Genomic DNA, 23,416 nt, shown 5'->3' with positions numbered 1-23,416 from the left:
GTCAACAAGATGCTCTGCACGAGGCGTTGAGAAGGGGCCGCTCAGCCGGCCCGGGTCATCTCGTCCTCGACGGTGGAGCGCAGCCGGCGAGCCTCGGCCAGGTAGGCGTCGCCGAGCCGCCCCCGCCCGGCGTCGTGGTGCAGTTCACCGAGGCGCCGGGCGGTCTGCTCCTGGCCGCGGCGGTCGCCGATCTGCTCGAAGATCTCCAGCGCCCGGCCGAGGCCGGTGATCGCCGCGTCACCGTGCTCCAGTTCGGCCAGGTCGCTGAGGCAGTACGCCTGGCCGTGCGCGTCGCCGAGGGCGTTGAACCGGTCGAGCGCGGCGGTGAAACAGTCGCGGGCGGCCACCGCCTCGCCGAGCGCCACCCGGACCAGCCCGAGCCGGTGCAACAGGTGCGCCACCCGGTGCTGGTCGTCCAGTTCGCTGGCCAGCGGCAGGCCGGCGTTCAGCGCGCGGAGCGCTTCGGCCGGGTTCCGGCGGGCCAGCCACACCTGGGCCAGCGCGCCCTGCACGTACGCCTGGCCGTGCTGATCGCCGACCGCCAGGTAGGACGCCAGCGCCTGCTGGTAGCAGTCGTACGCGGTGTCGTGGTCGCCGCGCAGCCGGTGCACGGAGCCCAGCCCGGCCAGGGCCCCCGCCTCGCCGTACGTGTTGCCCAGCCGGGCGTACGCCAGCCGGGCCCGGCTGAACGCCTCGGCGGCGGCGCCGTAATGGTCGCGGTACAGGTGCAGCTGCCCGAGCCCGCGCAGGCTCACCGCCTCGCCGAGCAAGTCCCCCGTGCGGTGGCAGACGTCGAGCGCGGTGCGATGGCTCTGCTCCCACTCGACGCTGTGGCCGCCGAGGTCGCACCAGGGCAGCATGGCGTGCGCGAACTCCCAGGCCAGTGCGGAGCGGCCCAGCCGGGCGGCGAGGTCGACGGCGGCGAGCAGGGCCTGCCGTTCGACGGTGAACCAGGCGACCGGATCCTTGGTCAGCTCCGCGGCGGCCGGCACCGGCCAGCGGGCCGCGACGCTCACCCCGGGACCGAAGACCTGGGCCGGCAGGCCCCGCGCGGCCCGCCCGGCCAGGTCGAGGTAGCCGCCGAGCACCCGGCACAGCATCGCCTCGTCGGCCGGCTCGGGCAGCTCCGGTGCCAGCAGGCTGGCCGCGATCGACAGCCGGAACCGCGGTTGCCCCAGCTCGTCCCGGCCGACCCGGCGGACCAGCCGGCCGAGCTCCAGGTTGTCCAGTACGGCCTGCGCGTCGTCCCGGTCCACCAGGGCCGCCGCCACCCAGCCGGGTGCGGGCCCGAGGTTGAGCAGGGCGAACCCGCGCAGCATGGTGGCCGCGACACCGTCCAACCGGGGCGACTCGGCCCGGGCCGCGGGCGCACCACCGGTCAGCAGGCTGCGGTGCAACCGGCGGAGCGGTTCGCTGGGCTCGATGCCCAACTCCTCCAGCAGGAAGCGGCGGGCGCTGGAGTACGTCGACAGCGCCTCCGCCCGCCGGCCGGTCGCCTCCAGCGCGGTGACCAGCAGTCGCCAGGCCTCCTCCCGCAACGGGTCCTCGGTCACCAGCGCCCGCAGGTCGGCGACCGCCCCGGCCGGATCGCCGGACTCGATGCGTACCCGGGCCCGCTGCTCCCGCAGCCGCCGCCAGCGTTCGACCAGGCGCTCCACCTCGGGCCGCCACAGTGCCGAGTGCGGCAGGTTCTCCATCGGGTCGCCCCGCCACAGCGCCAGCGCCGCGTCCAGCCGGGCCGGGTCGGTGGCCCGCTCGTCCTCGTCGAAGCGGGCCACGTCGAGTTCGGCGGGGCCCAGCAGCAGCCGGTAGCCGGGCGGCTGCCGGCGCAGCCGGGCCACGCCGAGGTGGCTGCGCAGGGCGTGGACGTACGTGTGCACGTTGGCCACCGCCGAGCGGGGCGGGTCCTGCGGCCAGAGCACCTCGATCAGGTGCTCCACCCCGACCGTGCGCTGGTTGCGGAGGGCGAGCGTGGCGAGCAGTTGGCGGGGCTTGACCCCGGCCAGCGGGACGGGAACGCCGTCGCGCAGCAACTCCACCGGACCGAGTATGCGCAGCTCGAGTCCTTCTGGCAGGGGCGACGGCCGGTCGGACATCGATCGATTGTAGGAAATGTGGAGCCGGCCTGGAGGAGCCCCGCCCACGCTGGAGGGCCTACAGCACCTACGGAAAGGACGGCCAGATGCGACTACGCCACCTGCTGCGGGCCGTGAGCGCCTTGGTCATCGGTATCGCGGGGACCCTGCTGATCGCGAACCCGGCGCAGGCCGCGCCGGCGTTCCAGCTGCCCTTCCCGTGCGGGCAGACCTGGCAGGGCAACAGCAGCAACAGCAGCGCCCACGTGTCCTGGGAGATCGACTTCAACCGCGGGTCCACCGCGTCCGCGGACCTCGGCGACACCGTGGTGGCCGCGGCCGCCGGCACGGTCGAGGTCTCCGCGCACCAGGGCGAGACCAACGGGTACGGCAACCTGATCGTGATCAACCACGGCGGTGGGTACTACACCTACTACGCGCACCTCGACAAGCGGGCGGTGCTCGCCGGCGAGTCCGTGCTGCGCGGCCAGGCCATCGGGGCCGTCGGCAACACCAGCAGGTCGGGCAACAACATCTCCCCGCACCTGCACTACGAGGTGCGCTACCCGGACCGTTCCCAGTCGCACATCATCAAGGCCGTCTTCAACGGCGCCACCTTCGGCTACCCGGACGCCTCGGTGACCAGCAGGAACTGTGCCACCTCGTACGACCCGGCGGCAGTGTGCGGCGGCGGCTTCGAGGTCACCGACTCGAAGCCGCTCGGTTCGGCCGGCACCACCAACCTGCTGTGGAACGGCTCCACCAGCCAGAACTGCGTGGTCACCCTGAAGATGGCGAACGTCGGCACGGCCACCGCCACGAGCGCGTTCCTCGAACCGGAGGGCAGCACGAGATCAACGGACTCCGGCAACTACTCGTACTACGCCGGGCCGGTCATCCGCACCGCGCCGGGCTGCGTGAAGTGGGGCGGCAGCACCGGTGGCGCCAGCTACACCTCGCCCTTCGAGCACTGCGGGTAGCGCGGACGCCGGTGTTGTTCGCGTCATGCCGCCTGTGACGTGGACCTCCTGGTCGACGGGGTGACGGGCCGTCAGCGGATGCGGCGGACGTCGTAGGCGGGGGAGTCGGGGTGCGCGGCCAGGAACTCCTGGCCGCGCATCCGGCACCAGGCGGGGATGTCCACGGCGGCGGCCGGGTCGTCGGCGAGCACCCGGACCACCGCCCCGACCGGCAGCTCGGGCAACCGGCGGGCCAGGTTGATCACGGGCAGCGGGCAGCGCTGGCCCCGGCAGTCGAGCACCTCGTCCGGCTCGCTCGGCTCGCTCACAGCCCGGTGACCCCCGCCTCGGCGCGCAGGTCGGCGACGATCCCGGGCAGCTCGGCGAGGAAGCGGTCCACGTCCGCCGCCGTGGTGTCCCGGTGCAGCGACACCCGGACGTTGCCGTGCGACAGCACCCCCATCGCCTCCAGCACGTGCGACGGCCGGAGCGTGGACGAGGTGCAGGAGGAGCCGGAGGAGACCGCGAAGCCCCGCCGGTCCAGCGCGTGCAGCAGCGCCTCGCCGTCCACGTAGAGGCAGGAGAAGGTGACCAGGTGGGGGAGCCGGTCCACCGGATCGCCGACAACCTCCACGTCCGGCACCTCGGCGGCCACCCGGGCCCGGATCCGGTCCACCAGCGGCGCCAGCCGGGTCGTCTCGGCCGCCGCCTCGGCCGCCGCCGCGCGCAGGCTCGCCACCGCGGCCACCACCGCGGGCAGGTTCACCACCCCGGGGGTACGCCCCGACTCCCGCTCGTCGGCCGGGAACGGCGACTCCCACCGGGTGCCCTTGCGGACCACCAGCAGCCCGACACCGGGCGGCCCGCCCCACTTGTGCGCGCTGGCGCTCAGCATCGACCAGCCGGCCGGCAGCGGCGCCCGGCCGACCAGCTGCGCCGCGTCGACGTACAGCGGTACCCCCGCCTGCGCGCACGCCTCGGCCGCCGCCGGCACCGGCTGCACGGTGCCCACCTCGTGACTGGCCGCGATCAGGGCCGCGAGGGCCACCCCCGGCGCGGCCACCGCCGCCGACCAGGCGTCCAGGTCCAGCCGACCGAGCCGGTCCACCGGTACGGGCACCGCGTCGCCGCCGGCCGCCACGTGCCGCTCCGCGGCGTGCAGCACCGCCGAGTGCTCGATCGCGGAGTGCACCAGGGTCGCCCCGGCCCGGCGCCGCCCGGCCAGGCCGCCCAGCACGGCCGCGTGGGCAGCGGTCGTACCGCTGGGGGTGAAGGAGAGCTCGTCGGCGCGGACGCCGAGGGTCTGCGCGGCGGCCTCGCGGGCGGCGTCGAGGAGCTGGCGGGCCCGGCGGGCCTGCGTGTAGAGCTTGCCGGGGTCGGCCCAGCCGTCGTCGAGCGCGGCCAGCAACGCCTGCCGCGCGACCGGGTGCAGCGGGGCGGCGGTGGCCGCGTCCAGGTAGACCGGGGACGTGCTCACACGGCCGCCCCGCTCCGCTCCGCGGCGGCGCGAGGCGCCGCGCTCCTGAGCCTGATGGTTCGCTCGCTCACGACTGCCGACGCTATCGTGCCGCCCCGCCCCCGGACCCCCCGATGGGGGCGGACAGTGACCCCAACACGGTCAGGCCCGTCATGGTCGAGTAATCTGCGACCGTCGGTGACGCCTTTGCCGTCGGTACGGAGAGAAACCCCGCCGCGGCGCGCTAGGGAGGCAGGACCAGGTGGTCGCAAGGAGTTCGGAGGTACGGTCGTCGGCCGTACGGCACAGCGCTTCCCCGGGAGCCGGTGGGCACCGGCGGCGTGGTGCTGGTCGGCTCGCCGGGCTCGGTCTCGGCGGAGCCGCGCTGCTGGTGCTGCTCACCGGCTGCGACGTCGGCAAGACGTTCGCCGGCTTCGGGTGGCCGCAGGGCGGTATCACCCCCGAGTCGCACCGGATGTACGACCTGTGGATCGCGTCCTGCATCGCGGCCCTGGCGGTCGGCGTCTTCGTCTGGGGCCTGATCTTCTGGTGCGTGATCCGCTACCGGAAGCGGGGTAACGCGCTGCCGGTGCAGACCCGCTACAACATGCCGATGGAGTTCCTCTACACGATCGCGCCGATCCTGGTCGTCTCGGTGCTCTTCTACTACACCGCGATCGTGCAGACCGACGTGGACAAGACGTCGAAGAACCCGGACGTCACGGTCGAGGTCGTCGCCTTCAAGTGGAACTGGCAGTTCACCTACCGCGACGGCCAGGGCCGCGACGCCAACACCGTCGCCTCGGTCCTCGGCACCAGCGAGGTCATCCCGGTGCTGGTGCTGCCGACCGGCAAGTCGATCCGGTTCGAGGAGCAGAGCCGCGACGTCGTGCACTCCTTCTGGGTGCCGGAGCTGCTGTTCAAGCGGGACGTCTTCCCGGGCAACGTCCGGAACGTCTTCGAGGTCAGCAGCCTCGACCAGGAGGGCGCGTACGTGGGCCGCTGCGCCGAGCTGTGCGGCACCTACCACGCCTTCATGAACTTCGAGCTGCGGGTCGTCTCGCCCGACAAGTACGAGCAGTTCCTGGCGGCCAAGAAGGCCGGCAAGTCGACCCAGGAGGCGCTGCAGGCCATCGGCCAGAAGCCGTACGCCGAGACGACCGAGCCGTTCGACACCCGGCGCGACAAGAACAACTTCAACCCGAGCGGCGAGACCGCCGGCACGAGAAGGTGAGAGGGCCGGCATGAAGACCGAGTGGAAGATCTTCCTGACCGTCGGGGCGTTCCTCCTCGGCGTCAGCATCCTCTACGGTGCCTGGACCCACGGCACGGGCGGTCGCATCGAGTGGGTCGGCACGGTGGCGCTGCTGCTGTCGTTCCTGCTCTGCTCGATGTGCGGCGGCTTCTTCTGGTTCGTCTCCCGCCGGATCGACCTGCGCCCCGAGGACCGGCCGGACGCCGAGGTCGCCGACGGCGCGGGCGAGGTCGGCTTCTTCAGCCCGGGCAGCTACTGGCCGTTCGGCCTGGCCCTGGCCGCGTCGATCGCCGGCCTGGGGCTGGTCTACTGGCAGATGTGGCTGCTGGGCGTGGGCCTGGTAGCGGTGATCTTCGCCGCCTGCGGCCTGCTCTTCGAGTACTACTCTGGCACCCGGCGGACCGCCGAGCACTGAGTTCACGGCTCGTCCCGAGGCCCGCGTCCCGTTGGGACGCGGGCCTCGGCGCATAGGTCCAGGGTGTGCGGGCGGGTCCCACCCTGGGACCGGGCCCGGAGGGCGGGGGTCGTCGGCTGCGTCTCCCCGCCGTCCGCGCTGTAGGGGTCGGCCCGGGTGCCGGGCGCGCTGCCGTTCGGCTGCGCCAGCATCGAGCCTTGGTGCTTGATCGACTCCGCTGCGCCGACCTGGTCGGCATCCAGCCACCCGGGATCGCCACGTGGGCGGCCTGGCGCCGGGGGAGCCGCCGTCGGGTCAGGCGGCGCGGCGGTGGATCGGGCGGGAGCCGCCGCGGCGGTGCTCCAGCCGCGGGGCGCGGAAGGCGAACGTGGCGATCAGCACGGCCGCGCCGCAGTCGGTGCACACCAGCTCAGGGCAGTCGGCGCCGTGGCCGTCGACGCAGGGCGGAGCCTCGAACAGCGCAACGCCCTCGCAGATGTCGCAGTAGAGCTCGCGGTCCGACACGGGCGTCTCCTCTCGTTCCGGTGCCGCCGGGGGCGGTGCCCGCATGGGCGGAAAACGGAAAATTACTCCCGTGTAGTTTGGCACGCCGGTCTGACACTTCCGGGCGTGGGCCCGCCCCGGCTTGCCGGCCCGGGACGCCTCTAGGCGTACCAGCGGGGTCCGACAACCGCCGGGATTCCGGGCGTCAGAGGGAGCGGGCCACCTCGAGCCAGCGGTCCAGGACGCCGGCGGCGGCACCCGAGTCGACGGACTCCGCCGCCCGGGCCATGCCGGCCCGCAGCGCCTCGTGCAGGTCGCCGTCGAGCGGGCCCTGGGTGGCCAGCGCCACCGCGGCGTTCACCAGCACCGCGTCCCGGACCGGGCCGGTCTCGCCGGCCAGCAGCCGCCGGGCCACCCCGGCGTTGTACGTGGCGTCCCCGCCCCGCAGGTCGGCCAGGGTGGACCGGGGTACCCCCAGCTCCGCCGCGTCCAGCAGCGCCTCCCTGACGGTGCCCCGCTGCGCCACCCAGAGGCGGGTCGGCGCGGCGGTGGTGAACTCGTCCAGCCCGTCCTCGCCGCGCATCACCACTACCGAGTCGCCGCGGGCCGCGAAGACGGCCGCCATCACCGGCGCCATCCGCAGGTCGAAGCAGCCGACCGCGCCGGCCCGGGGACGGGCCGGGTTGGTCAGCGGGCCGAGGAAGTTGAACGCGGTCGGCACGCCGATCTCCCGGCGTACCGGGCCGGCGTGGCGCATGCCCGGGTGGAAGCGGCCCGCGAAGCAGAAGCCGATGCCGGCCTCGGTCACGCACCGGGCCACCTGCTCGGGGGCCAGGTCCAGCGGTACGCCCAGGTACTCCAGCAGATCGGCGGTGCCGCACGAGGAGGAGGCGGCGCGGTTGCCGTGCTTGACCACCCGCACGCCGGCCCCGGCCACCACCAGCGCGGTCATCGTGGAGATGTTCACCGTGTGCGCGAGGTCGCCGCCGGTGCCGACCACGTCCAGGGCGGTCGCCCGGATCTCCTCGGGGAGCTCGACCTCGACCGACCGGCCGAGCATCGCCTGCACCAGGCCGGCCAGCTCGGCGGGGGTCTCACCCTTGGCGCGCAGCGCCACCACGAAGCCGGCCACCTGGGCGGGGCTGGCCGAGCCGGTCATGATCTCGTCCATCGCCCAGGCGGTGTCGGCGGTGGAGAGCTCCTCGCCGCGCAGCAGCGCGTTGAGCAGCAGCGGCCAGGTGCGGTCGCCCATGGCGGCCCTCCCGTGCGGGGTGAGAGCGGGTGTGGAACGGCGCCACGGCCTCGTCGCCGTGACGCCGCAGGGTCGCTCAGGCCGCGGCGTGCGTACGCCGCAGCAGCTCGGCGACGGTGGTGCCGGTGGTCACCGGGTCGAGCGGGTGGGTCAGCGTGGCGTCGACCTCGGCGTACGCGGCCAGCCAGCGGTCGGCGGCGCGGGCCAGCACCACGCAAGTCGGCGGGGCGTCGTCCCGGTCGTCCCTGATCTGGCGGGCGATGCCGAGGCCGCCGCCCGGGGTGGCCTCGCCGTCCAGCAGGAGCAGGTCGATCTCGTAGTCGTCGACCAGCCGGACGCACCCGGCGTAGTCGGCGGCCTCCACGAACTCGATCTCGAGCCCGAGCGCGGGCCGGGTGCCGACGGCGAGTCGCATCCGGTCACGGACCTTCGGGTCGTCGCTGTAGAGCAGGACGGTGCAAAGACGATCGCTCACGCTGGCTCCCACCTCGTAGCTGCCCGCTGATCGTAGCGGGCGTCACATCCGGCCGGTCGGCCCGCCCTGGCGTACCCCCGACGGCTCCCGGTCGCGGCGCGGCGTCGGGCCGGCCTTCATTCGATCCGGAGCGCCGCCTGGCGGCGCGGAGGCCGAATTATGGCCGCCAGCCGAGCTGGAGTTGTCGCCGGGGCAGCTCAGGCGGTGGCCCCCGCGGCCCGCTCGCGGGCCTCCTGGCGGTCGAGCTCGCGGTCCAGCCGGCGGGCCTCGCGCTCGGAGTGCTTGATCCACTGGACGACCAGCACGGCCAGCATGGTGACGCTGACGAACTCGCCGCCAGCCCACAGGACGCCGCCGGCGACCACCTGGTCGTTCCGCGGGTCCGACCAGGCCAGGTGCAGCGACGGGTACCAGTCGCCGCCGAGCAGCGTGGTGCTCTGCATGATGGTGAGCCCGAGCACGGTGTGGAACGGCACGGAGAGCAGCATCAGCAGCGCCCGGGCCGGGTGCGGCCAGCGGCCGGGCAGCGGGTCGAGGCCGAGCAACGGCCAGAAGAACACGCACCCGGTGGCGATGAAGTGCGCGTGGGTCAGCTCGTGCGCCCACTCGTGCTGCAGGGTGTAGTGGTAGAGGTCGGTGAAGTAGAGCGCGAACGGGTTCACCACGAAGATGGCGAACGCCACCAGCGGAAAGGTGTAGATCCGCGCGATCCGGCTGTGCACGATCGCCAGCAGCCGCTTGCGCGGGCGCACCGGCAGCGTACGCAGGGCGAGCGTCACCGGGGCGCCCAGCGCCAGGAAGATCGGCGCGACCATGGACAGCACCATGTGCTGCACCATGTGCACCGACAGCAGCGTGGTGTCGTACGCCCCCAGCCCGCTGACCGTCACCGCCGCGATGCCGCCCAGCCCCGGGCCGAGGAAGAAGACCGTGCGGAGCACCGGCCAGTGGTCGCCGCGCAGCCGCAGCCGGTAGACGCCGTAGAGGTAGAGGCCGGCGGCCAGCACCAGCCCGACGGCGAGCCAGTTGTCCAGCCGGGTCTCGGTGAACACCCGCGCGACGGTGAAGGGCGGCGGTACGCCCTCGCCCCCGGCGGCCAGGGTCGACGGAGCGCCCGAGGTGGCGGCGAAGATCGGATCGACGTGCAGCACGCTTTTCAGGGTAGGTCAGGCGAAGCGGACGACCCCGATCGGGCCACTGATGGCACAGGTTTGCCACCCCGCTGATCGTCGGTCCCGGTCAAGGGCAATAATGACCGCGTGACTGCGGCCCCAGCCATTGACAAGAGCCGGATCCACTCCCTGACGCGCCCCAACATGGTCAGTGTCGGGACGATCGTGTGGCTCTCCAGCGAACTCATGTTCTTCGCGGCGCTGTTCGCGATGTACTTCTCGATCCGCGCGGCAGCGCCGGAGCAGTGGGAGAAGCACACCGAGATCCTCAACATCCCCTACGCGACCACCTTCACGGTGATCCTGGTGTTGTCCTCGGTGACCTGCCAGCTCGGTGTCTTCGCGGCCGAGAAGGGTGACGTCCACGCCCTCCGCCGGTGGTTCACCATCACCTTCGTGATGGGCCTGATCTTCGTGCTCGGCCAGGCGAACGAGTACCGCAACCTGGTGCACGAGGGCGTCAAGATCAACGCAGACGGGTACGGGTCGATGTTCTACCTGACCACCGGCTTCCACGGTCTGCACGTGACCGGCGGTCTGATCGCCTTCATCATCTTCATGATCCGCACCACCATGGGCCGGTTCACCCCGGCGCAGGCCACGTCGGCCATCGTCGTGTCCTACTACTGGCACTTCGTCGACGTGGTGTGGATCGGGCTCTACGCCATGATCTACTGGCTCCAGTGATCTTGGCGCGTCACGTACCGCGCCGCTGCTTCGTCCCCTGAGACAAGGTCCAACCGGTTAAGGACACAGGTCATGACTTCTGACAACGACCGCCGACGCGGTCTGCTCGCGCGGCTGCGCGGGCGGCCCGTAGCGCGCAGCAGGGGCCGCCGCCGGCTGGGTGCCGCGGTCCGGCTGGCCGCCGCGCTGATGCTGGCCGGCGGTGCCTACACCCTCTTCGCCCCGGGCGTGCAGGCGCAGGAAAACCCGCCCCTGAGCGCCGCCGCCAACGAGGGCAAGGCGCTGTTCGACGTGAGCTGTGTGACCTGTCACGGTCGCAACGCCCAGGGCGTCGCGGGGCGTGGTCCGAGCCTGATCGGCGTCGGTTCGGCCTCGGTCGAGTTCCAGGTGAGCAGCGGTCGGATGCCGATGGCCCGGCAGGAGGCCCAGGCCCCGCGGAAGAAGCCCCAGTTCACCGACGAGCAGGTGCGCCAGCTCGGCCAGTACATCCAGGAGCTGGGCGGCGGTCCGGAGGTCCCGCAGGGCAACCTGCGCGAGGGCGCCGACCTCGCCGCCGGCGGCGAGCTGTTCCGGATCAACTGCTCGCAGTGCCACGCGTTCAGCGCCGGCGGTGGTGCCCTCTCCTCGGGCAAGTACGCGCCGAGCCTGTACCCGGCCACCGATCGGCAGATCTACGCCGCGATGCTGAGCGGCCCGCAGAACATGCCGGTGTTCGGGGACAACCAGATCTCCCCGCAGGAGAAGGCGGACATCATCGCCTACATCCAGGAGAACCTGAAGGGCACCCAGGACCAGGGCGGTTTCAACCTGGGCCGGTACGGCCCGTCGACCGAGGGTCTGGCGGCCTTCCTGGTCGGCATCGTCGCGCTGGTCTTCACGAGCCTGTGGATTGCGGGCAAGTCGTGACCGAGCGGACCATTCGTTTCAGTGCTGTGGCGTCGACCCCCGGCGCCACCCGTAGCGAGGTGACGGCATGAGCACCCACACCGAGCACCAGGCCCCGGCGGGCCGGGAGCCGCTCGACGTGAACGACCCGCGGCTCTCCCGGTTCGACATCGTCCAGGAGGGCGCGCGGCGGGACGACATCGAGATCGTCCACTACGAGCCACAGGTGGTCCCTGGCAGCAAGGCGGAGCGCCGGCTGACCCGTACGGTCGCCGCGATGTTCTGGCTCACCTTCGTGGCCGGCGTCACCTTCCTCGTGGTCTACATCGCGTGGCCCTGGAAGTGGGAGCCGGGCCGCGGCGGCGACAAGTACTTCACCCCGCTGCTCGGCCTGACCCTCGGCATCGCGCTCCTCGGCATCGGCTTCGGCATCCTCACCTGGGGCAAGAAGCTGCTGCCCAAGGAGGTCTCGATCCAGGACCGGCACGACCAGCCGGGCTCGCCCGAGGATCGCCGGATCACCGGCGAGACGATGCTCTACATGGCCGACGAGATGGGTGTCCGGCGCCGGCCGCTGCTCGGCGTCTCGCTGCTCGCCGGCCTGGTGCCGGTCGGCGCGGTCGCCGCGGCGCCGCTGGTCGGTGGCCTGATCTCCGACCCGCACAAGAACAACCAGATGTTCACCACCGGCTTCAAGCCGGAGAACGGGAAGAAGATCCGGCTGGTCCGCGAGGACGGCCGGCCGATCCGCCCGGCGGACATCAGCGCCGGTGGCCAGCTCACCGTCTTCCCGGGCATCGACGGCGGCGTGAGCAACAAGCACGCTGACTCGCCGACCCTGCTGATCCACCTGCGTGAGGAGGACGCGCAGAAGTCGCGGGCCAACAACGCGCGGATCGGCCACGGCGACTTCATGTGGGGCAACTACGCCGCGTTCTCCAAGATCTGCACGCACGCCGGTTGCCCGGCCAGCCTCTACGAGCAGCAGACCAACCGGCTGCTCTGCCCGTGCCACCAGTCGCAGTTCCTCATCACCGACAACGCCAAGCCGGTCTTCGGGCCGGCCAGCCGGCGGCTGCCGCAGCTGCCGATCGAGGTGGACGGGGAGGGCTTCTTCGTGGCGAGGTCCGACTACACCGAAACCATCGGTCCCGACTTCTGGGAGCGGCCATGAAGCGCCGAAAGTTTGACGTAGCCGCGGTGCCCGCCAAGACCGCGGGCGCGCTGGACGACCGCTTCCAGGCGGCCACCCCGCTGCGGAAGCTGCTGAACAAGGTCTTCCCGGACCACTGGTCGTTCCTGCTGGGCGAGATCGCGCTCTTCTCGTTCATCATCCTGATCCTGACCGGTGTCTTCCTGACCTTCTTCTTCGAGCCGGCGATGACCGAGGTCATCTACAACGGCAGCTACGCCCCGCTGCGGGGCACCCCGATGTCGGCCGCGTACGCCTCCAGCCTGAACCTGTCGTTCGACGTTCGGGGCGGCCTGATCATGCGGCAGATGCACCACTGGGCGGCCCTGCTGTTCATGGCCTCGATCGTGGTGCACATGCTGCGGGTCTTCTTCACCGGCGCGTTCCGCAAGCCGCGTGAGACGAACTGGATCATCGGCTCGCTGCTGTTCTGGGTCGGCTTCCTGGCGGGCTTCACCGGCTACTCGCTGCCGGACGACGGCCTCTCCGGCACCGGTCTGCGGATCGCCTCCGGCATCATGCTGTCGATCCCGGTGATCGGCTCCTGGGTCACCTCGTCGATCTTCGGCGGGGAGTTCCCCGGCACCATCATCATCAGCCGGTTCTTCATCGCCCACGTGCTGCTCATCCCGGGTCTGCTGCTGGCCCTGATCAGCGCCCACCTGGGCCTGGTCTTCAAGCAGAAGCACACCCAGTGGCCCGGCCCCGGCCGGACCAACGAGAACGTGGTCGGCGAGCGGATGTTCCCGCGCTACGCGCTCAAGCAGGGCGGCTTCTTCATGGTCGTCTTCGGCGTGATCGCGCTGATGGGTGGTCTGTTCCAGATCAACCCGATCTGGTACTTCGGCCCGTACGAGGCGTGGGTGGTCTCGGCCGCCAGTCAGCCCGACTGGTACGTCATGTTCCTCGACGGCTCGACCCGACTGATGCCGGCCTGGGAGATCAACATCCCGATCGGCGACGGGTACGTCATCCCGCCGCTGTTCTGGCCGACGGTCGTCCTGCCCGGCATCCTGGTGGGCCTGTCGTTCCTGTACCCGTTCCTGGAGGCCCGCCGCCTGAAGGACTACCGCCACCACAACCTGCTCCAGCGGCCCCGGGACGTACCGGCCCGGACCGCGGCGGGCGCGATGGCCGTGGCCTTCTTCATCGTGCTGACCCTCTCCGGCGGCAACGACGTCATCGCCGACAAGTTCCACATCAGCTTGAACGCGATGACCTGGGCGGGCCGGGTCGGTCTGCTGATCCTCCCGCCGCTGGCCTACTACTTCACCTACCGGATCTGCCTGGGCCTCCAGCAGCACGACCGGGAGGTGCTGGCCCACGGCGTGGAGACCGGCATCATCAAGCGGCTGCCGGACGGCCGGTTCGTCGAGGTGCACCAGCCGCTCAGCGAGGCCGACCACGACGGGCACGGCGCGCTGGACTACGTCGGCTGGGTCGTCCCGAAGAAGATGAACCGGCTCGGTGCCCTGGGCCCGGCCATCCGGGGCTTCTTCTACCCGATCGAGAGGCCGGCCGAGGCTCCGGTCTCGCCCGGGCACCCGCCGGTCGAGACCCGACCGGAGCGGGAGGAGATCACCAGCGGCGAGAGCCGCCGCTGACCCGCCCGCGCACGACTGACCGTGGCGCCCGCCGGATTCCCCGGCGGGCGCCACGGCCGTTTCCGGGCCGGGCGTCCCGTCCCGCCCGCCGCGTGCCGGACGCTCCCGCTCCGGCGGCCCGCAACCCCCTGACACGGACGGGTGGAATCGCAGGAATAACCCCGGTCAGCCGGGTATCCGTGCGGTCCAACGAAAAAGGGGGGGAAACATGTTGGGTATCAAACGCCTCGGACTGCTCGCCGCCATGGTGGTGGTCGGGCTGGCGCCCGCGGCGGCGGCGCAGGCCGCGGCGCAGCCGTCGACGCAGGACACCCAGTACCTGCAGGCGCTGCACCAGGTCAACCTGTTCGAGATCACCTCGGGCAACCTGGCCCAGCAGAAGGGCCAGAACGCGCAGGTCAAGGACCTGGGCAAGCAGTTCGTGACGGACCACACCCAGCTGGACCAGACGGTGAAATCCACCGCGCAGCAGCTGAACGTGCAACTGCCGAACAACCCGACCGCCGACCAGCAGAAGGTCCTCGACCACCTGAACACGCTCAGCGGCGCCGCGTTCGACAAGGCGTGGGTGACCGCCGAGCTGGCCGGCCACGTCCAGGCCATCCAGGCGACCCAGACCGAGATCTCGCAGGGGTCCGAGCAGTCGGTGATCACCGTGGCCCAGGACGCGCTGCCGGTGCTCCAGGCGCACCTCGACGCGCTGACGGCCCTGGCCCAGACCCTGGGCGTCCCGGTCCCGCAGACCAGCGCCAGCAGCGGCACGCCCAGCCCGGGCGGCAGCGCGACGACGGGTCCGGGCGGCACCGAGTCCCCGGCTCCGGGCGGCACGAGCACCGAGACGCCGGCCCCGGGCACCACGGAGACCCCGGCCCCGGGCACCACGGAGACCCCGGCGCCCGGCACCAGCTGACGCCGTACGGCCGACGGAGGCCGGTCCGCCCCACGGGGGTGGGCCGGCCACCCGGCGTATGGGCCCTAGTCGGCGTTCGCCAGGCCGATCGCGAACGCCTCCTCCAGGTCGTGCTGGGAGTACGCCCGGAACGCGATGTGCGACTCGGTGTTGATCACCCCGGGAACCTTGGAGATGCTACCCGCGATGACCTGGGCGATCTGCTCGAACTCGCGGACCCGGACCATGGCGATCAGGTCGACGTGGCCGGCCACCGAGTAGACCTCGCTGACGCCGGGGAGGTTGGCCAGGGTCTCGGCCACCTCGGGAATGGAGTCGGTGGCGCAGTCGATCAGCACGATCGCGGTGATCACGGGACATTTCTCCGTTCGTCGACGTCGTGGCCCATGCTAGAGGTTCGTCCGGTCAGGCCGTCCCCGGCTCGGGGATCCCGCCGGCCGGGACGGTCAGGTCCGTGCCGGCCCGGATCGCCTCGGTGAGCCGTTCCTCCGGCCCGACCGTCGCCCCGGGCCAGACCACCGCCCGGGTGGCCGTGCCCCGGACCACCGCGCCCGCGCCGACCACCGACCGCGCCACCCGGCCGGTGACCGTGGCGCTCGGGTCGAGCAGGCTGCCGTCGCCGGCCGCGTGCAGGTTCGCCGCCAGGTAGTCGGCCGGAGTGCCGGTGTCGTAGAAGGTGCCCCGGTAGGGCACCACGGTCAGCGCGCCGGCGGCCTCCGCCGGCCGCCACACGGCCCGGACCAGGTCCCCGAAGGTGGCCGGCAGGTCGCGGACCAGCCGCCAGGGCAGCAGCGAGAACCCGACGAACACGTGGCCGCTGAACGTGCCGGGGGCCGCCGGGTCCGCGGCGGGCTGACCGAGCAGGCGTACGCTCCGCCCGTCCCAGCCGTCCAGCAACGCCGCGACGTCCGGCCCCGGCGGGGCGTCCGGGTCGGCCAGGTACGCGTCGGCGTTGCCGACCAGCACGCCCCGCCCGGCGATCCAGTCCCGCAGCCGGCCCAGCCCACCCGCAGTGCCCAGCGGGGCGCCCGGCTCGACCGACAGGTGCGCCCGTTCGCCCACGTGCGCGACCACCTGGTCGCCCAGATAGCAGGCGTTCACCGCAACCCGCTCCGGGCCGGCCAGGCCCAGCGCGGCCAGCCGGTCGAGGGCCCGGTCCAGCAACGGCACGTTGCCGACCGGGCAGAGCGCCTTGGGCAGCCGCTCGGTGAGCGGGCGCAGCCGCGTGCCCTCGCCCGCGGCGAGCACCACCGCGCAGACGTCCACCGCCGCCCGCCAGCCGGCACCCGTCGCGCCGCTCGGACCGCCCGCCCCGGTGGGGCCGGGACGCGGGCCGGTCACGCGGCCGGCGGCGCCGGCGGGACCTCGCCGGCACGCGGGCCGATGCCGTAGTGGCCGAGCAGGTTGGCGGTCGCCCGGCTCAGCCGCGGCAGGTCGTCCAGCGGATGCCAGGCCGCCTCGAAGACCTCGGCCCCGTCCACGGTCAGCTCCGTGGTCGAGGCCGGCACCTCGGTCTCGAAGACCACGTCCACCCAGCCCTTGGCGTGCACCACGGCGTTCGGGACGGCGGGGCGGAGCCGGTCGGGGGAGAGCCGGATGCCCGACTCCTCGTACAGCTCGCGGGCCGCGCCGACCACCGGAGCCTCGCCGCGCTGCAGCAGGCCCGCCGGGAGCGTCCAGCTGTAGCCGGGCGGCTGGCGCAGCAGCAGGATCCGCCCCACGCCGTCGGCCTCGGCGTCCCGGACCAGCGTGACGGCACCGACGATGTACTTCGGCACGGCGAGGCGCACCAGCCGACGGCGCAGCGGGACGGGGAGACGGTAGAAGAGCTGGTAGCCGATGGCCCGTCCGGTGGCACGCGCGCGGGGGATCATGCCTCCAGGCTAGTGGCCGGGCGGCCCCGCCGGATGAGCGGCGTTCACCTACTGCCGGTGGTCGACCAGATCGATGAGTTGCTGGACCACCGTGTCCGGCTCGACGGCCCGGTCGAAGACCGCCACCAGCATGGTCTCCAGGTCGGGGTAGCCCAGCTCCTCGGAGAGCCGCAGCAGCGGCAGGTCGCTGGCCAGCCCCCGGTCGTGCTGGCGCAGCGCCAGACCGATGCTGGCCCGGCCGAGGCGTACCTTGTCGGCGATCGAGATGCCCGGCTCGGTGTGCTCGGCGAACCAGCGGCTGATCTGCATCTGGGCGTGCGGCGACTTCACGAAGCGCAGCCACTCCCGCCGCGGTCCGCGCGGCGCGACGTCGGCCTCGAAGCCGCTCTCCGCGTCGCTCTCGGTGAAGATCTCCACGACGTCGCCGTCCTCCAGCTCGGAGGAGAGCGGGGCCAGCCGTCCGTTGATCCGCGCGGCCAGGCAGTGGTCGCCCCGCTCCCGGCCCAGCTCGTACGCGAGGTCGACCGGGCTGGCGCCGGCCGGCAGGACGATCTGCCGCCCGTCGGCGACCACCTGGATCTGCGCCTCCGCCAGGTCGCAGCGCAACGACTCCATGAACTGCATCGGGTCGACCGTCTCCTGCTCCCAGTCGAGCACCCGGCGCAGCCAGGCCAGCTCGTCCGCCCGGTCGGCGGCGCGCCCGGTGGCCCGGGGGAAGCGGTAGTGGGCGGCGATGCCGTACTCGGCGGAGCGGTGCATCTCCTCGGTGCGGATCAGCACCTCGACCGTCCGGTCCTGCGGGCCGCAGACGCTGGTGTGCAGCGAGCGGTAGAGGTTGTTCTTGGGGGAGGCGATGAAGTCCTTGAAGCGGCCCGGCACCGGCCGCCAGAGCCCGTGCACCGCGCCGAGCGCCGCGTAACAGTCGGTGGCCGGGCCGTCCACCACGATGGCGATGCGGGGCAGGTCGTACGGGGCGGTGTGGCCGCCGGCCACGGTGTCCTTCCAGATCGAGTAGAGGTGCCGGGGGCGGGGGGAGACCTCCGCGTCGACCCGGCTGCGGCGCAACGCGACCCTGGTCTTCGCCACCACGTCGTCGAGGTACGCGTCCCAGCCCGGCCGGTCGTGCACGTGCCGGGCGATCCGGGCGTGCTCCTCCGGCTGCAGATGCAGCAGCACCACGTCGTCCAGCTCGCGTTTGAGGGTCTGGATGCCCAGCCGGTCACAGAGCGGGACGAGCACCTCCTGGGTCTTGCGGGCGATGCGTTCCCGGGAGGCGGCGGAGCGTACGCCGAGGGTGCGCATGTTGTGCAGCCGGTCGGCCAGCTTGATGATCAGCACCCGGACGTCCTTGCCGGCCGCGACGATCATCTTGCGGACCGTCTCCGCCTCGGCGGCCTTGCCGTAGAACGCCTTGTCGAACTTGGTCACCCCGTCGACCAGGTGGGCCACCTCGCGGCCGAAGTCCTCCTGCAGCGCCTGGAGGGTGTAGCGGGTGTCCTCCACGGTGTCGTGCAGCAGCGAGGCGACCAGGGTGATGGTGTCCATCCCGAGGTCCGCGCAGATCTGGGCGACCGCCAGCGGATGGGTGATGTACGGCTCGCCGCTCTTGCGGAACTGGCCGCGGTGCATGTTCTCGGCGATGGTGTACGCCCGCCGGAGCACCGAGGCGTCGGCGCTGGCGTGGATGCCGCGATGGGCGCGGACCAGCGCGGTGACCGGGTCGCTGTCGGTGGTGGGCCAGGTGAGCAGGGAGCGCAGCCGGCGGGTCAGCGGCAGCTCCCCGGGCTGGGTCGGAAGCGCGCCGCCCAGGGCGGCGCCGTGTCCGGCGTCGACGTCCACCTGGGACACCTCCTCACCCCGGCCCCGGGCCGCCGGGACCGGCGACCGGGAGCAGGCCCGCGAAACGGGCAGGACTGCACTTCTCTAACAGCCTAAGGGAGGTGACGTCATCCGATCGGACAGTTGGTCATGGGCGTTCGGTCGAGAGTTGATGGGATGCCCCGTTCTCCGCCTTGGTCAACAGGTCACGGAACCGGCCCGCGCCGGTGATCGGTGACGCCCAGCCGGAGGAGATTTCCACCAGCCGGGTCTCCGGTCGCTCCAACCAGGACAGGATGCGTTCGGTCTCCTCGGCGGAGGCCCGAGGCACCGGACCATGGCCGGGCAGGACGGTCTCGGCGGTGGCCCGGATCGCGTTGATGGTCGGTCGCGGATGGACACCCGGCGGGGATACACCGGCGCCGGCGAGCCGGCCGTACCGGACCAGGGCCAGCTCCCAGCCGCCGCGGGCGGCCGGGCGGGCGGCGGCCAGCTCGGTGATGCCGGTCAGCGCGGCCAGGCGTTGCATCCGTACCGCCGCGCGCAGCACCGCGGTCAGCCGGCCGCGGACCACCGCGGCCTCCTCGTACCGCTGGGCACGGGAGAGCACCTCGATCCGGGCGAGCAGGGCGTCCACCACCACCTGCGGGTCGCTGGTGGTGGCGGTCCGGAACGGGGCGGCGGCGCGGTGGTCGTATTCCTCCGGGGTGATCCGGTGCTCGCAGGGTGCCGGGCAGCGACCCAGCTCGGCCAGCGCGCAGGCCGGCATGGTGGTGCGCCGGGAGAGCCGGTGCGTGCACTGGCGCAGCGGCACGGCGTCGTGGAAGCCGGCGGCGGCCAGCTCGGCGGCCTGCTTCGAGCGGAACGGGCCCAGGTAGGCGGTGTCGGTGGGGGCGAGGTCGCGCACGATGGACAGCCGGGGATACGCCTCGTCGGTGAGCTTCAGCCAGACCTGCCGTTCCGGGTACTTCGAGCGCCGGTTGTACGGCGGCGCGTGCGCGGCGATCAGCCGCAGCTCGCGGACCTCGGCCTCCAGCGAGTGGGCGCACTCCACGGCCTCGACCCGCTCGGCGGCGGCCAGCATCTCGGAGATCCGGGCCCGCTTCTCGGCGGCGGTGAAGTAGCTGCGGACCCGGGTGGCGATGTCGCCGGAGGTGCCGACGTAGAGCGGCCGGTCGTCGGCGGCCCGGAAGATGTAGACCCCGGGCACCTTCGGCAGCCCGTCGGCGAGGTGCCGCTTGCGGCGCTGGGTGGGGGTGACCGCCCGGGCGAACTCGATCGCCTCGCCGATGGTGTCGACCCGGTGCCCGCCGAGCCGCCCGATCAGCCCGTGCAGCACGTCGACGGTGGCCTTGGCGTCGTCCAGCGCGCGGTGGGTCGGCTGGGTGGCGGTGCGGAAGTAGGCCGCGAGGGTGCCCAGCCTGCGGTTGGGCACCTCGTCACGGGTGAGCACCCGGCGGGCCAGCGCCGCGGTGTCCAGCACCCGCGGGTTGGGCCAGCGGTAGCCGTGCTTCGCGCAGGCCGCCTTGAGGAAGCCGACGTCGTACGGGGCGTTGTGGGCGACCAGCACGGCGTCGGAGATGAACTCCAGGAAGCTCGGCAGCACCTGCTCGATCGGCGGGGCGGGGAGCACCATGGCCTGGGTGATGCCGGTCAGCACGGTGATGAACGGCGGGATCGGCGCCCCTGGGTTGACCAGGGTGGCGAGCACACCCAGCTCCTCGCCGCCGCGGACCTTCACGGCGCCGATCTCGGTGATCCCGCCGCCGTCCGGCGCGCCGCCGGTGGTCTCCAGGTCGACCACCACGAAGGTGGTCGCGTAGAGCGGCAGCGCGGGGTCGACCCCCGAGCCCGCCGCCCGGTCCAGGCCGGCCAGCGCCTCCTGGACGTACTCCGCTCGCGTCACCCGGCGCACGCTAGCGGCCGGGTCCGACACTCCCGTCCCTCCCGCCCCAGGGGTCACCACGGGGCTTAGGATGAGAGATCGGCTCACTCACCGGGCGGTGAGCCCGTCCGCGGTGGGAGACTTGCCACATGCCCCTCACCGAGCCGTACGACGACCACTCCTCCGAGGAGGAGCTGGTGGCCGCCGTGCACCCCGTCGGTGAGGACCCGGACGCGCCGGGCCCGGCCACCGCGGACGTCGGCGGGGCCCACGCCGGCCAGGGGGCACCGCCCGAGCCGGAGCCCAGCCTGCCCGAGCCGGTCCGGCAGCGGATCGTGGCGCTCACCGCCGCCGTGCTGCCCGGGCTGCCGGCCGACGAGGTGCCCGTTCCGCTGCGCCGGATCGCCAAGTTCGCCCCCAACCGGCGGGCCCGCCTGGGCGCCCCGGCCATCGCCGCCCAGCTCACCGCCGACCCGCTGTTCCGGCAGCGGGTCACCGCGCGGGTGCTGGCCGACGCCGGCGATCTCGGCACGGCCGTGGTGGAGGGGACCGCTCCGGCCGCCGCCGACCCGGTCGAGGTGGCCGCCCTGGCCTACCTGGCCCGGCCGCGCGGCTGGCGGGACCTGATCGAGGCGAGTGGCGCGGCGGTGCGTGCCGAGGCGGACAGCGCGGTGGTGGCCGAGCTGGTCCGGGAGGCCGAGCAGCGGGCCACCCGCGCCGAGCACGACCGGGCTGTGGCCCGGGTGGAGGCGGAGAAGCTGCGCGACGAGCTCGCCCGGGTCCGGGAGGAGCTGGGGCAGCTCCGCGAGGAGGCCCGCCAGCTGGCCCGGGCGCTGCGGGAGACCCAGGCCCGGGAACGCAAGGCCAGCGAGCTGCTCGCCACCGAGCGGGGCCGGGCGGCCCGGGCGGCGGCCGACGCGGACGCCGAGCTGCGTCGGGTTCGGGCCCGGCTGGCCGAGGCGGAGGCCGCGGCGGGGGTGGCCCGGGCCACCGCCAAGGAGGCCCGTTCGGTCGACGACGCGAAGTTGTGGCTGCTGCTGGAGACCATCGGGCAGGCAGCGGTCGGATTGCGGCGCGAGCTGGCCCTCGACCCGGTGGACAAGCTGCCCGCGGACTTCGTCGCGGACGCCTTCGCCGACCAGGCGGCGGCCACCCCGGCCGGTGCGGCGGCCCGCGCCCGGGACACCGACGACCCGGCCCGGCTGGACCAGTTGCTCGCCCTGCCCAAGGCGCACCTCGTGGTGGACGGCTACAACGTCACCAAGCGCGGCTTCGGCGAGATGTCACTGGAGCAGCAGCGCAAGCGGTTGATCAGCGGGCTGGGCGGGATCGCCGCGCAGACCGGGGACGAGGTCACCGTGGTCTTCGACGGCGCGGAGCGGATCCACGGGCTGCCGCCGGCGCCGCGCGGGGTGCGGGTGCTCTTCTCCCGCAAGGGGGAGACCGCGGACGAGCTGATCCGCCGGCTGGTCCGCGCCGAGCCGCCGGGCCGGCCGGTGGTGGTGGTCTCCTCCGACCGCGAGGTCGCCGACGGGGTACGTCGGCACGGTGCGTACCCGCTGGGCGCCGACTCGTTGCTGCGGCGGCTCGCCCGGTCCTGACGCTTGATGATCGGATTCGAGGCGGCTGCTGCCTCGTTGTCCGGTTCTGTCACACCCCTGCCGTAGCGTCACGGTGACCGAAGGTGGCCGGTGGGTGACGGTGACGTCCCCCGCCCGCCGCCGACGCCGGGCGTCAGGAGGACGGATGCTGATCGACTGCGACAGTTGCCGGATTCGCGGCGCGAGCTGCGCCGGCTGCCTGGTGACCGCGCTGCTCGATGCCGACCCGGCCGGAGCAGCCCTCGGTGCCGCCGAGTGGCGGGCGATCGAGGTGTTCGCCCGGGCCGGGTTCGACGTCGAGGTGCTGCCGGCTGAGCCGACCGCCCGGCCGCGCACCACTGGCCGTCGCGTCGCCTAGGGCACATCGTGGGCCCAGACTACGTACGCTGACCGCTTACCCCGGCCGGACCAGCGCCGCCATTGCGTCCACATCGGATCCGTGGTCGGATTTGGAATCGTTTACAGGGGGCACCGGGGGAGGTATGTGCGATGCCAGGCGGACACGACCGACGATCACTGCTACGCGGGGCCGCGACGGTCGGGGCGGGTGTCACGGCCGGCGCGCTGGCGGCCGGCGGCCCCGGCGTACGCGGCCGGGGCGGGCGACGATCCGTACAGCGTTGACGTCATCAGCAAGGGCGCGGACCCCACCGGCGCAACCCCGAGCGACACCGCGTTCCGGGCGGCCGCCGCCGAAGTCCTCGCCTCCTTCCAAGCGGCCCCGATTTCCGGCGCGATCCCGAAGAAGGTGCTGGTCATCCCGCCGGGCACATACTTGCTGACCCAGCCCGACTCGTTGCTGCCGAGCGTGGACGGCGCGGGCAACGGCGGCATCATCGACGGCATCGCGATCACCGGGTACGGCAAGCGGCTGTCCCGTATCGTCTACTCGCCGTCGACCAATGACACGACGTTGTGGACGAACTACCAGCGCTACAAGAACGTGCGCATTTCGGGCCTCACCTTCACCAGCACCAACGCGACATCGAGCTTCTGCTACGCGTACTCCTCGGCCTCGTACGGTGTGCAGGACACCTGGTACACCGACGTGGAGTGGCGCGGATCGTGGAAGCGCGGCATCGGGCTGGACGGCCCGACCACCACCTCCAACCTCAACAGTGAGATGGGCTGGGATCACTGCCAGGTGGGCGGCACCTACTCCGACGCCTTCCTGGTCATCGGCATGACATCGAGCGCGAGCCAGCAGGACCAGTTCCTCAACTTCTGGTTCCGAGACTGCAAGATCGAGTTCCAGTCCGGAGTGTTCGTGAAGAACATCCGGGGCGGCTCGATGAACTTCACCGGCGGTTTCTACCTCCTTACCGCCGCCCCGGGGGGCGGGGCCCTCCTCCATCCCACCCCCGGCGCCACCCGCCCGGGCGCTTGCGTGGAAGGCCCGGCCACACCTGGCCCTTCCA

Annotated in this window: 22 protein-coding genes and 1 pseudogene; 11 read left to right on the top strand and 12 right to left on the bottom strand. The window is 72.7% G+C overall.

All coding sequences use genetic code 11. The features are described 5' to 3' along the window. Window positions 1-41: 41 nt before the first annotated feature. On the bottom strand, window positions 42-2,096 hold the full coding sequence (locus FXF52_RS31050; RefSeq protein ID WP_148802154.1) for a BTAD domain-containing putative transcriptional regulator: 2,055 nt from the start codon (window positions 2,094-2,096) through the stop codon (window positions 42-44). A gap of 86 nt (window positions 2,097-2,182) precedes the next feature. Here FXF52_RS31050 and FXF52_RS31045 point away from each other — a divergent pair, with 86 nt between their 5' ends. Continuing rightward, on the top strand, window positions 2,183-3,055 hold the full coding sequence (locus tag FXF52_RS31045) for a M23 family metallopeptidase (RefSeq protein ID WP_148802152.1): 873 nt from the start codon (window positions 2,183-2,185) through the stop codon (window positions 3,053-3,055). Between the two features lie 71 nt (window positions 3,056-3,126). On the opposite strand, the gene FXF52_RS31040 is transcribed toward FXF52_RS31045, so the two are convergent. Both FXF52_RS31040 and FXF52_RS31035 read right to left on the bottom strand, forming a co-directional pair. Next, complete coding sequence (locus FXF52_RS31040) at window positions 3,127-3,363, bottom strand: sulfurtransferase TusA family protein (RefSeq protein WP_148802150.1); 237 nt, start codon at window positions 3,361-3,363, stop codon at window positions 3,127-3,129. Then, window positions 3,360-4,511 carry a cysteine desulfurase family protein gene (locus FXF52_RS31035; protein ID WP_148802148.1) on the bottom strand — a complete coding sequence of 384 codons (1,152 nt, stop codon included), beginning with the start codon at window positions 4,509-4,511 and terminating at the stop codon, window positions 3,360-3,362. Before FXF52_RS31035 ends, FXF52_RS31040 begins: the two co-directional genes overlap by 4 nt. Window positions 4,512-4,752: 241 nt before the next feature. On the opposite strand from FXF52_RS31035, the gene coxB reads away from it, so the two are divergent. Together coxB and FXF52_RS31025 are read left to right on the top strand one after the other, a co-directional pair. Continuing rightward, the gene (coxB, locus tag FXF52_RS31030) at window positions 4,753-5,724 is read left to right on the top strand and encodes a cytochrome c oxidase subunit II (protein WP_148802146.1); all 972 of its coding nucleotides are present in this window, start codon (window positions 4,753-4,755) and stop codon (window positions 5,722-5,724) included. A gap of 10 nt (window positions 5,725-5,734) precedes the next feature. Continuing rightward, the gene (locus FXF52_RS31025) at window positions 5,735-6,160 is read left to right on the top strand and encodes a cytochrome c oxidase subunit 4 (RefSeq protein WP_148802144.1); all 426 of its coding nucleotides are present in this window, start codon (window positions 5,735-5,737) and stop codon (window positions 6,158-6,160) included. A 294-nt stretch (window positions 6,161-6,454) separates the two neighbouring features. Here FXF52_RS31025 and FXF52_RS31020 read toward each other — a convergent pair whose 3' ends face one another. From FXF52_RS31020 to FXF52_RS31005, 4 genes are all read right to left on the bottom strand, one after another. Beyond that, on the bottom strand, window positions 6,455-6,664 hold the full coding sequence (locus tag FXF52_RS31020; protein WP_148802142.1) for a hypothetical protein: 210 nt from the start codon (window positions 6,662-6,664) through the stop codon (window positions 6,455-6,457). 184 nt (window positions 6,665-6,848) lie between these two features. Then, a complete protein-coding gene (gene trpD, locus FXF52_RS31015; RefSeq protein ID WP_148802140.1) occupies window positions 6,849-7,895 on the bottom strand; it encodes an anthranilate phosphoribosyltransferase in 1,047 nt (348 codons plus the stop codon). Between the two features lie 76 nt (window positions 7,896-7,971). Continuing rightward, window positions 7,972-8,370, bottom strand: coding sequence for a hypothetical protein (locus tag FXF52_RS31010; protein ID WP_148802138.1), 399 nt, complete (start codon window positions 8,368-8,370; stop codon window positions 7,972-7,974). Between the two features lie 197 nt (window positions 8,371-8,567). Then, a complete protein-coding gene (locus FXF52_RS31005; RefSeq protein ID WP_148802136.1) occupies window positions 8,568-9,521 on the bottom strand; it encodes a cytochrome c oxidase assembly protein in 954 nt (317 codons plus the stop codon). Between the two features lie 108 nt (window positions 9,522-9,629). Here FXF52_RS31005 and FXF52_RS31000 point away from each other — a divergent pair, with 108 nt between their 5' ends. The 5 genes from FXF52_RS31000 (at window position 9,630) to FXF52_RS30980 (ending at window position 14,820) form a co-directional block, all read left to right on the top strand. After that, window positions 9,630-10,229, top strand: coding sequence for a heme-copper oxidase subunit III (locus FXF52_RS31000; protein WP_148802134.1), 600 nt, complete (start codon window positions 9,630-9,632; stop codon window positions 10,227-10,229). Window positions 10,230-10,301: 72 nt separating this feature from the next. After that, window positions 10,302-11,135 carry a c-type cytochrome gene (locus tag FXF52_RS30995; protein ID WP_148802132.1) on the top strand — a complete coding sequence of 278 codons (834 nt, stop codon included), beginning with the start codon at window positions 10,302-10,304 and terminating at the stop codon, window positions 11,133-11,135. Between the two features lie 67 nt (window positions 11,136-11,202). Further along, a complete protein-coding gene (locus tag FXF52_RS30990) occupies window positions 11,203-12,288 on the top strand; it encodes a ubiquinol-cytochrome c reductase iron-sulfur subunit (RefSeq protein ID WP_148802130.1) in 1,086 nt (361 codons plus the stop codon). Beyond that, window positions 12,285-13,910 (top strand): cytochrome b N-terminal domain-containing protein, encoded by a 1,626-nt coding sequence (locus FXF52_RS30985; RefSeq protein WP_148802128.1) that lies wholly within the window; start codon window positions 12,285-12,287, stop codon window positions 13,908-13,910. The genes FXF52_RS30990 and FXF52_RS30985 overlap by 4 nt, the downstream gene beginning before the upstream one ends. 208 nt (window positions 13,911-14,118) lie before the next feature. Further along, window positions 14,119-14,820, top strand: coding sequence for a DUF4142 domain-containing protein (locus FXF52_RS30980; RefSeq protein ID WP_148802126.1), 702 nt, complete (start codon window positions 14,119-14,121; stop codon window positions 14,818-14,820). A gap of 65 nt (window positions 14,821-14,885) precedes the next feature. On the opposite strand, the gene FXF52_RS30975 is transcribed toward FXF52_RS30980, so the two are convergent. The 5 genes from FXF52_RS30975 to FXF52_RS30955 form a co-directional block, all read right to left on the bottom strand. Then, window positions 14,886-15,173 carry an Lrp/AsnC family transcriptional regulator gene (locus tag FXF52_RS30975; protein WP_091122500.1) on the bottom strand — a complete coding sequence of 96 codons (288 nt, stop codon included), beginning with the start codon at window positions 15,171-15,173 and terminating at the stop codon, window positions 14,886-14,888. A gap of 52 nt (window positions 15,174-15,225) precedes the next feature. Next, window positions 15,226-16,071, bottom strand: coding sequence for an NTP transferase domain-containing protein (locus tag FXF52_RS30970; RefSeq protein WP_148802176.1), 846 nt, complete (start codon window positions 16,069-16,071; stop codon window positions 15,226-15,228). Window positions 16,072-16,157: 86 nt separating this feature from the next. Then, window positions 16,158-16,694 (bottom strand): NUDIX hydrolase, encoded by a 537-nt coding sequence (locus FXF52_RS30965; protein WP_148802124.1) that lies wholly within the window; start codon window positions 16,692-16,694, stop codon window positions 16,158-16,160. Window positions 16,695-16,742: 48 nt separating this feature from the next. Next, window positions 16,743-18,533 (bottom strand): bifunctional (p)ppGpp synthetase/guanosine-3',5'-bis(diphosphate) 3'-pyrophosphohydrolase, encoded by a 1,791-nt coding sequence (locus FXF52_RS30960; protein WP_148802174.1) that lies wholly within the window; start codon window positions 18,531-18,533, stop codon window positions 16,743-16,745. A 127-nt stretch (window positions 18,534-18,660) separates the two neighbouring features. Beyond that, window positions 18,661-20,418 (bottom strand): DEDD exonuclease domain-containing protein, encoded by a 1,758-nt coding sequence (locus FXF52_RS30955; protein WP_148802122.1) that lies wholly within the window; start codon window positions 20,416-20,418, stop codon window positions 18,661-18,663. A gap of 128 nt (window positions 20,419-20,546) precedes the next feature. Between FXF52_RS30955 and FXF52_RS30950 the strand changes: the two genes are divergently transcribed. The 3 genes and pseudogenes from FXF52_RS30950 to FXF52_RS30940 form a co-directional block, all read left to right on the top strand. After that, window positions 20,547-21,998: an NYN domain-containing protein gene (locus FXF52_RS30950; RefSeq protein WP_148802120.1), complete on the top strand. Its 1,452-nt coding sequence runs from the start codon at window positions 20,547-20,549 to the stop codon at window positions 21,996-21,998. 145 nt (window positions 21,999-22,143) lie between these two features. Next, window positions 22,144-22,356, top strand: a complete 213-nt coding sequence (locus FXF52_RS30945; protein ID WP_148802118.1) for a hypothetical protein — start codon at window positions 22,144-22,146, stop codon at window positions 22,354-22,356. A gap of 189 nt (window positions 22,357-22,545) precedes the next feature. After that, a pseudogene (locus FXF52_RS30940) lies at window positions 22,546-23,416 on the top strand (hypothetical protein); the annotation flags it as partial.

This window comes from Micromonospora sp. MP36 (assembly GCF_008119785.1).
Classification (GTDB): domain Bacteria; phylum Actinomycetota; class Actinomycetes; order Mycobacteriales; family Micromonosporaceae; genus Micromonospora.
The sequence above is the reverse complement of the archived record's forward strand: the minus strand, read 5'-3'. Positions and strand labels throughout refer to the sequence as shown.

Bases quoted from the DNA above. Each gene is read 5' to 3' on its own strand.
- FXF52_RS31025 (WP_148802144.1), top strand. From the start codon at position 5,735: ATGAAGACCGAGTGGAAGATCTTCCTGACCGTCGGGGCGTTCCTCCTC.
- FXF52_RS31045 (WP_148802152.1), top strand. From the start codon at position 2,183: ATGCGACTACGCCACCTGCTGCGGGCCGTGAGCGCCTTGGTCATCGGT.
- FXF52_RS31050 (WP_148802154.1), bottom strand. From the start codon at position 2,096: ATGTCCGACCGGCCGTCGCCCCTGCCAGAAGGACTCGAGCTGCGCATA.
- FXF52_RS30945 (WP_148802118.1), top strand. From the start codon at position 22,144: ATGCTGATCGACTGCGACAGTTGCCGGATTCGCGGCGCGAGCTGCGCC.
- FXF52_RS30980 (WP_148802126.1), top strand. From the start codon at position 14,119: ATGTTGGGTATCAAACGCCTCGGACTGCTCGCCGCCATGGTGGTGGTC.
- FXF52_RS30965 (WP_148802124.1), bottom strand. From the start codon at position 16,694: ATGATCCCCCGCGCGCGTGCCACCGGACGGGCCATCGGCTACCAGCTC.
- FXF52_RS30995 (WP_148802132.1), top strand. From the start codon at position 10,302: ATGACTTCTGACAACGACCGCCGACGCGGTCTGCTCGCGCGGCTGCGC.
- trpD (WP_148802140.1), bottom strand. From the start codon at position 7,895: ATGGGCGACCGCACCTGGCCGCTGCTGCTCAACGCGCTGCTGCGCGGC.
- FXF52_RS30990 (WP_148802130.1), top strand. From the start codon at position 11,203: ATGAGCACCCACACCGAGCACCAGGCCCCGGCGGGCCGGGAGCCGCTC.
- FXF52_RS30985 (WP_148802128.1), top strand. From the start codon at position 12,285: ATGAAGCGCCGAAAGTTTGACGTAGCCGCGGTGCCCGCCAAGACCGCG.
- FXF52_RS30950 (WP_148802120.1), top strand. From the start codon at position 20,547: ATGCCCCTCACCGAGCCGTACGACGACCACTCCTCCGAGGAGGAGCTG.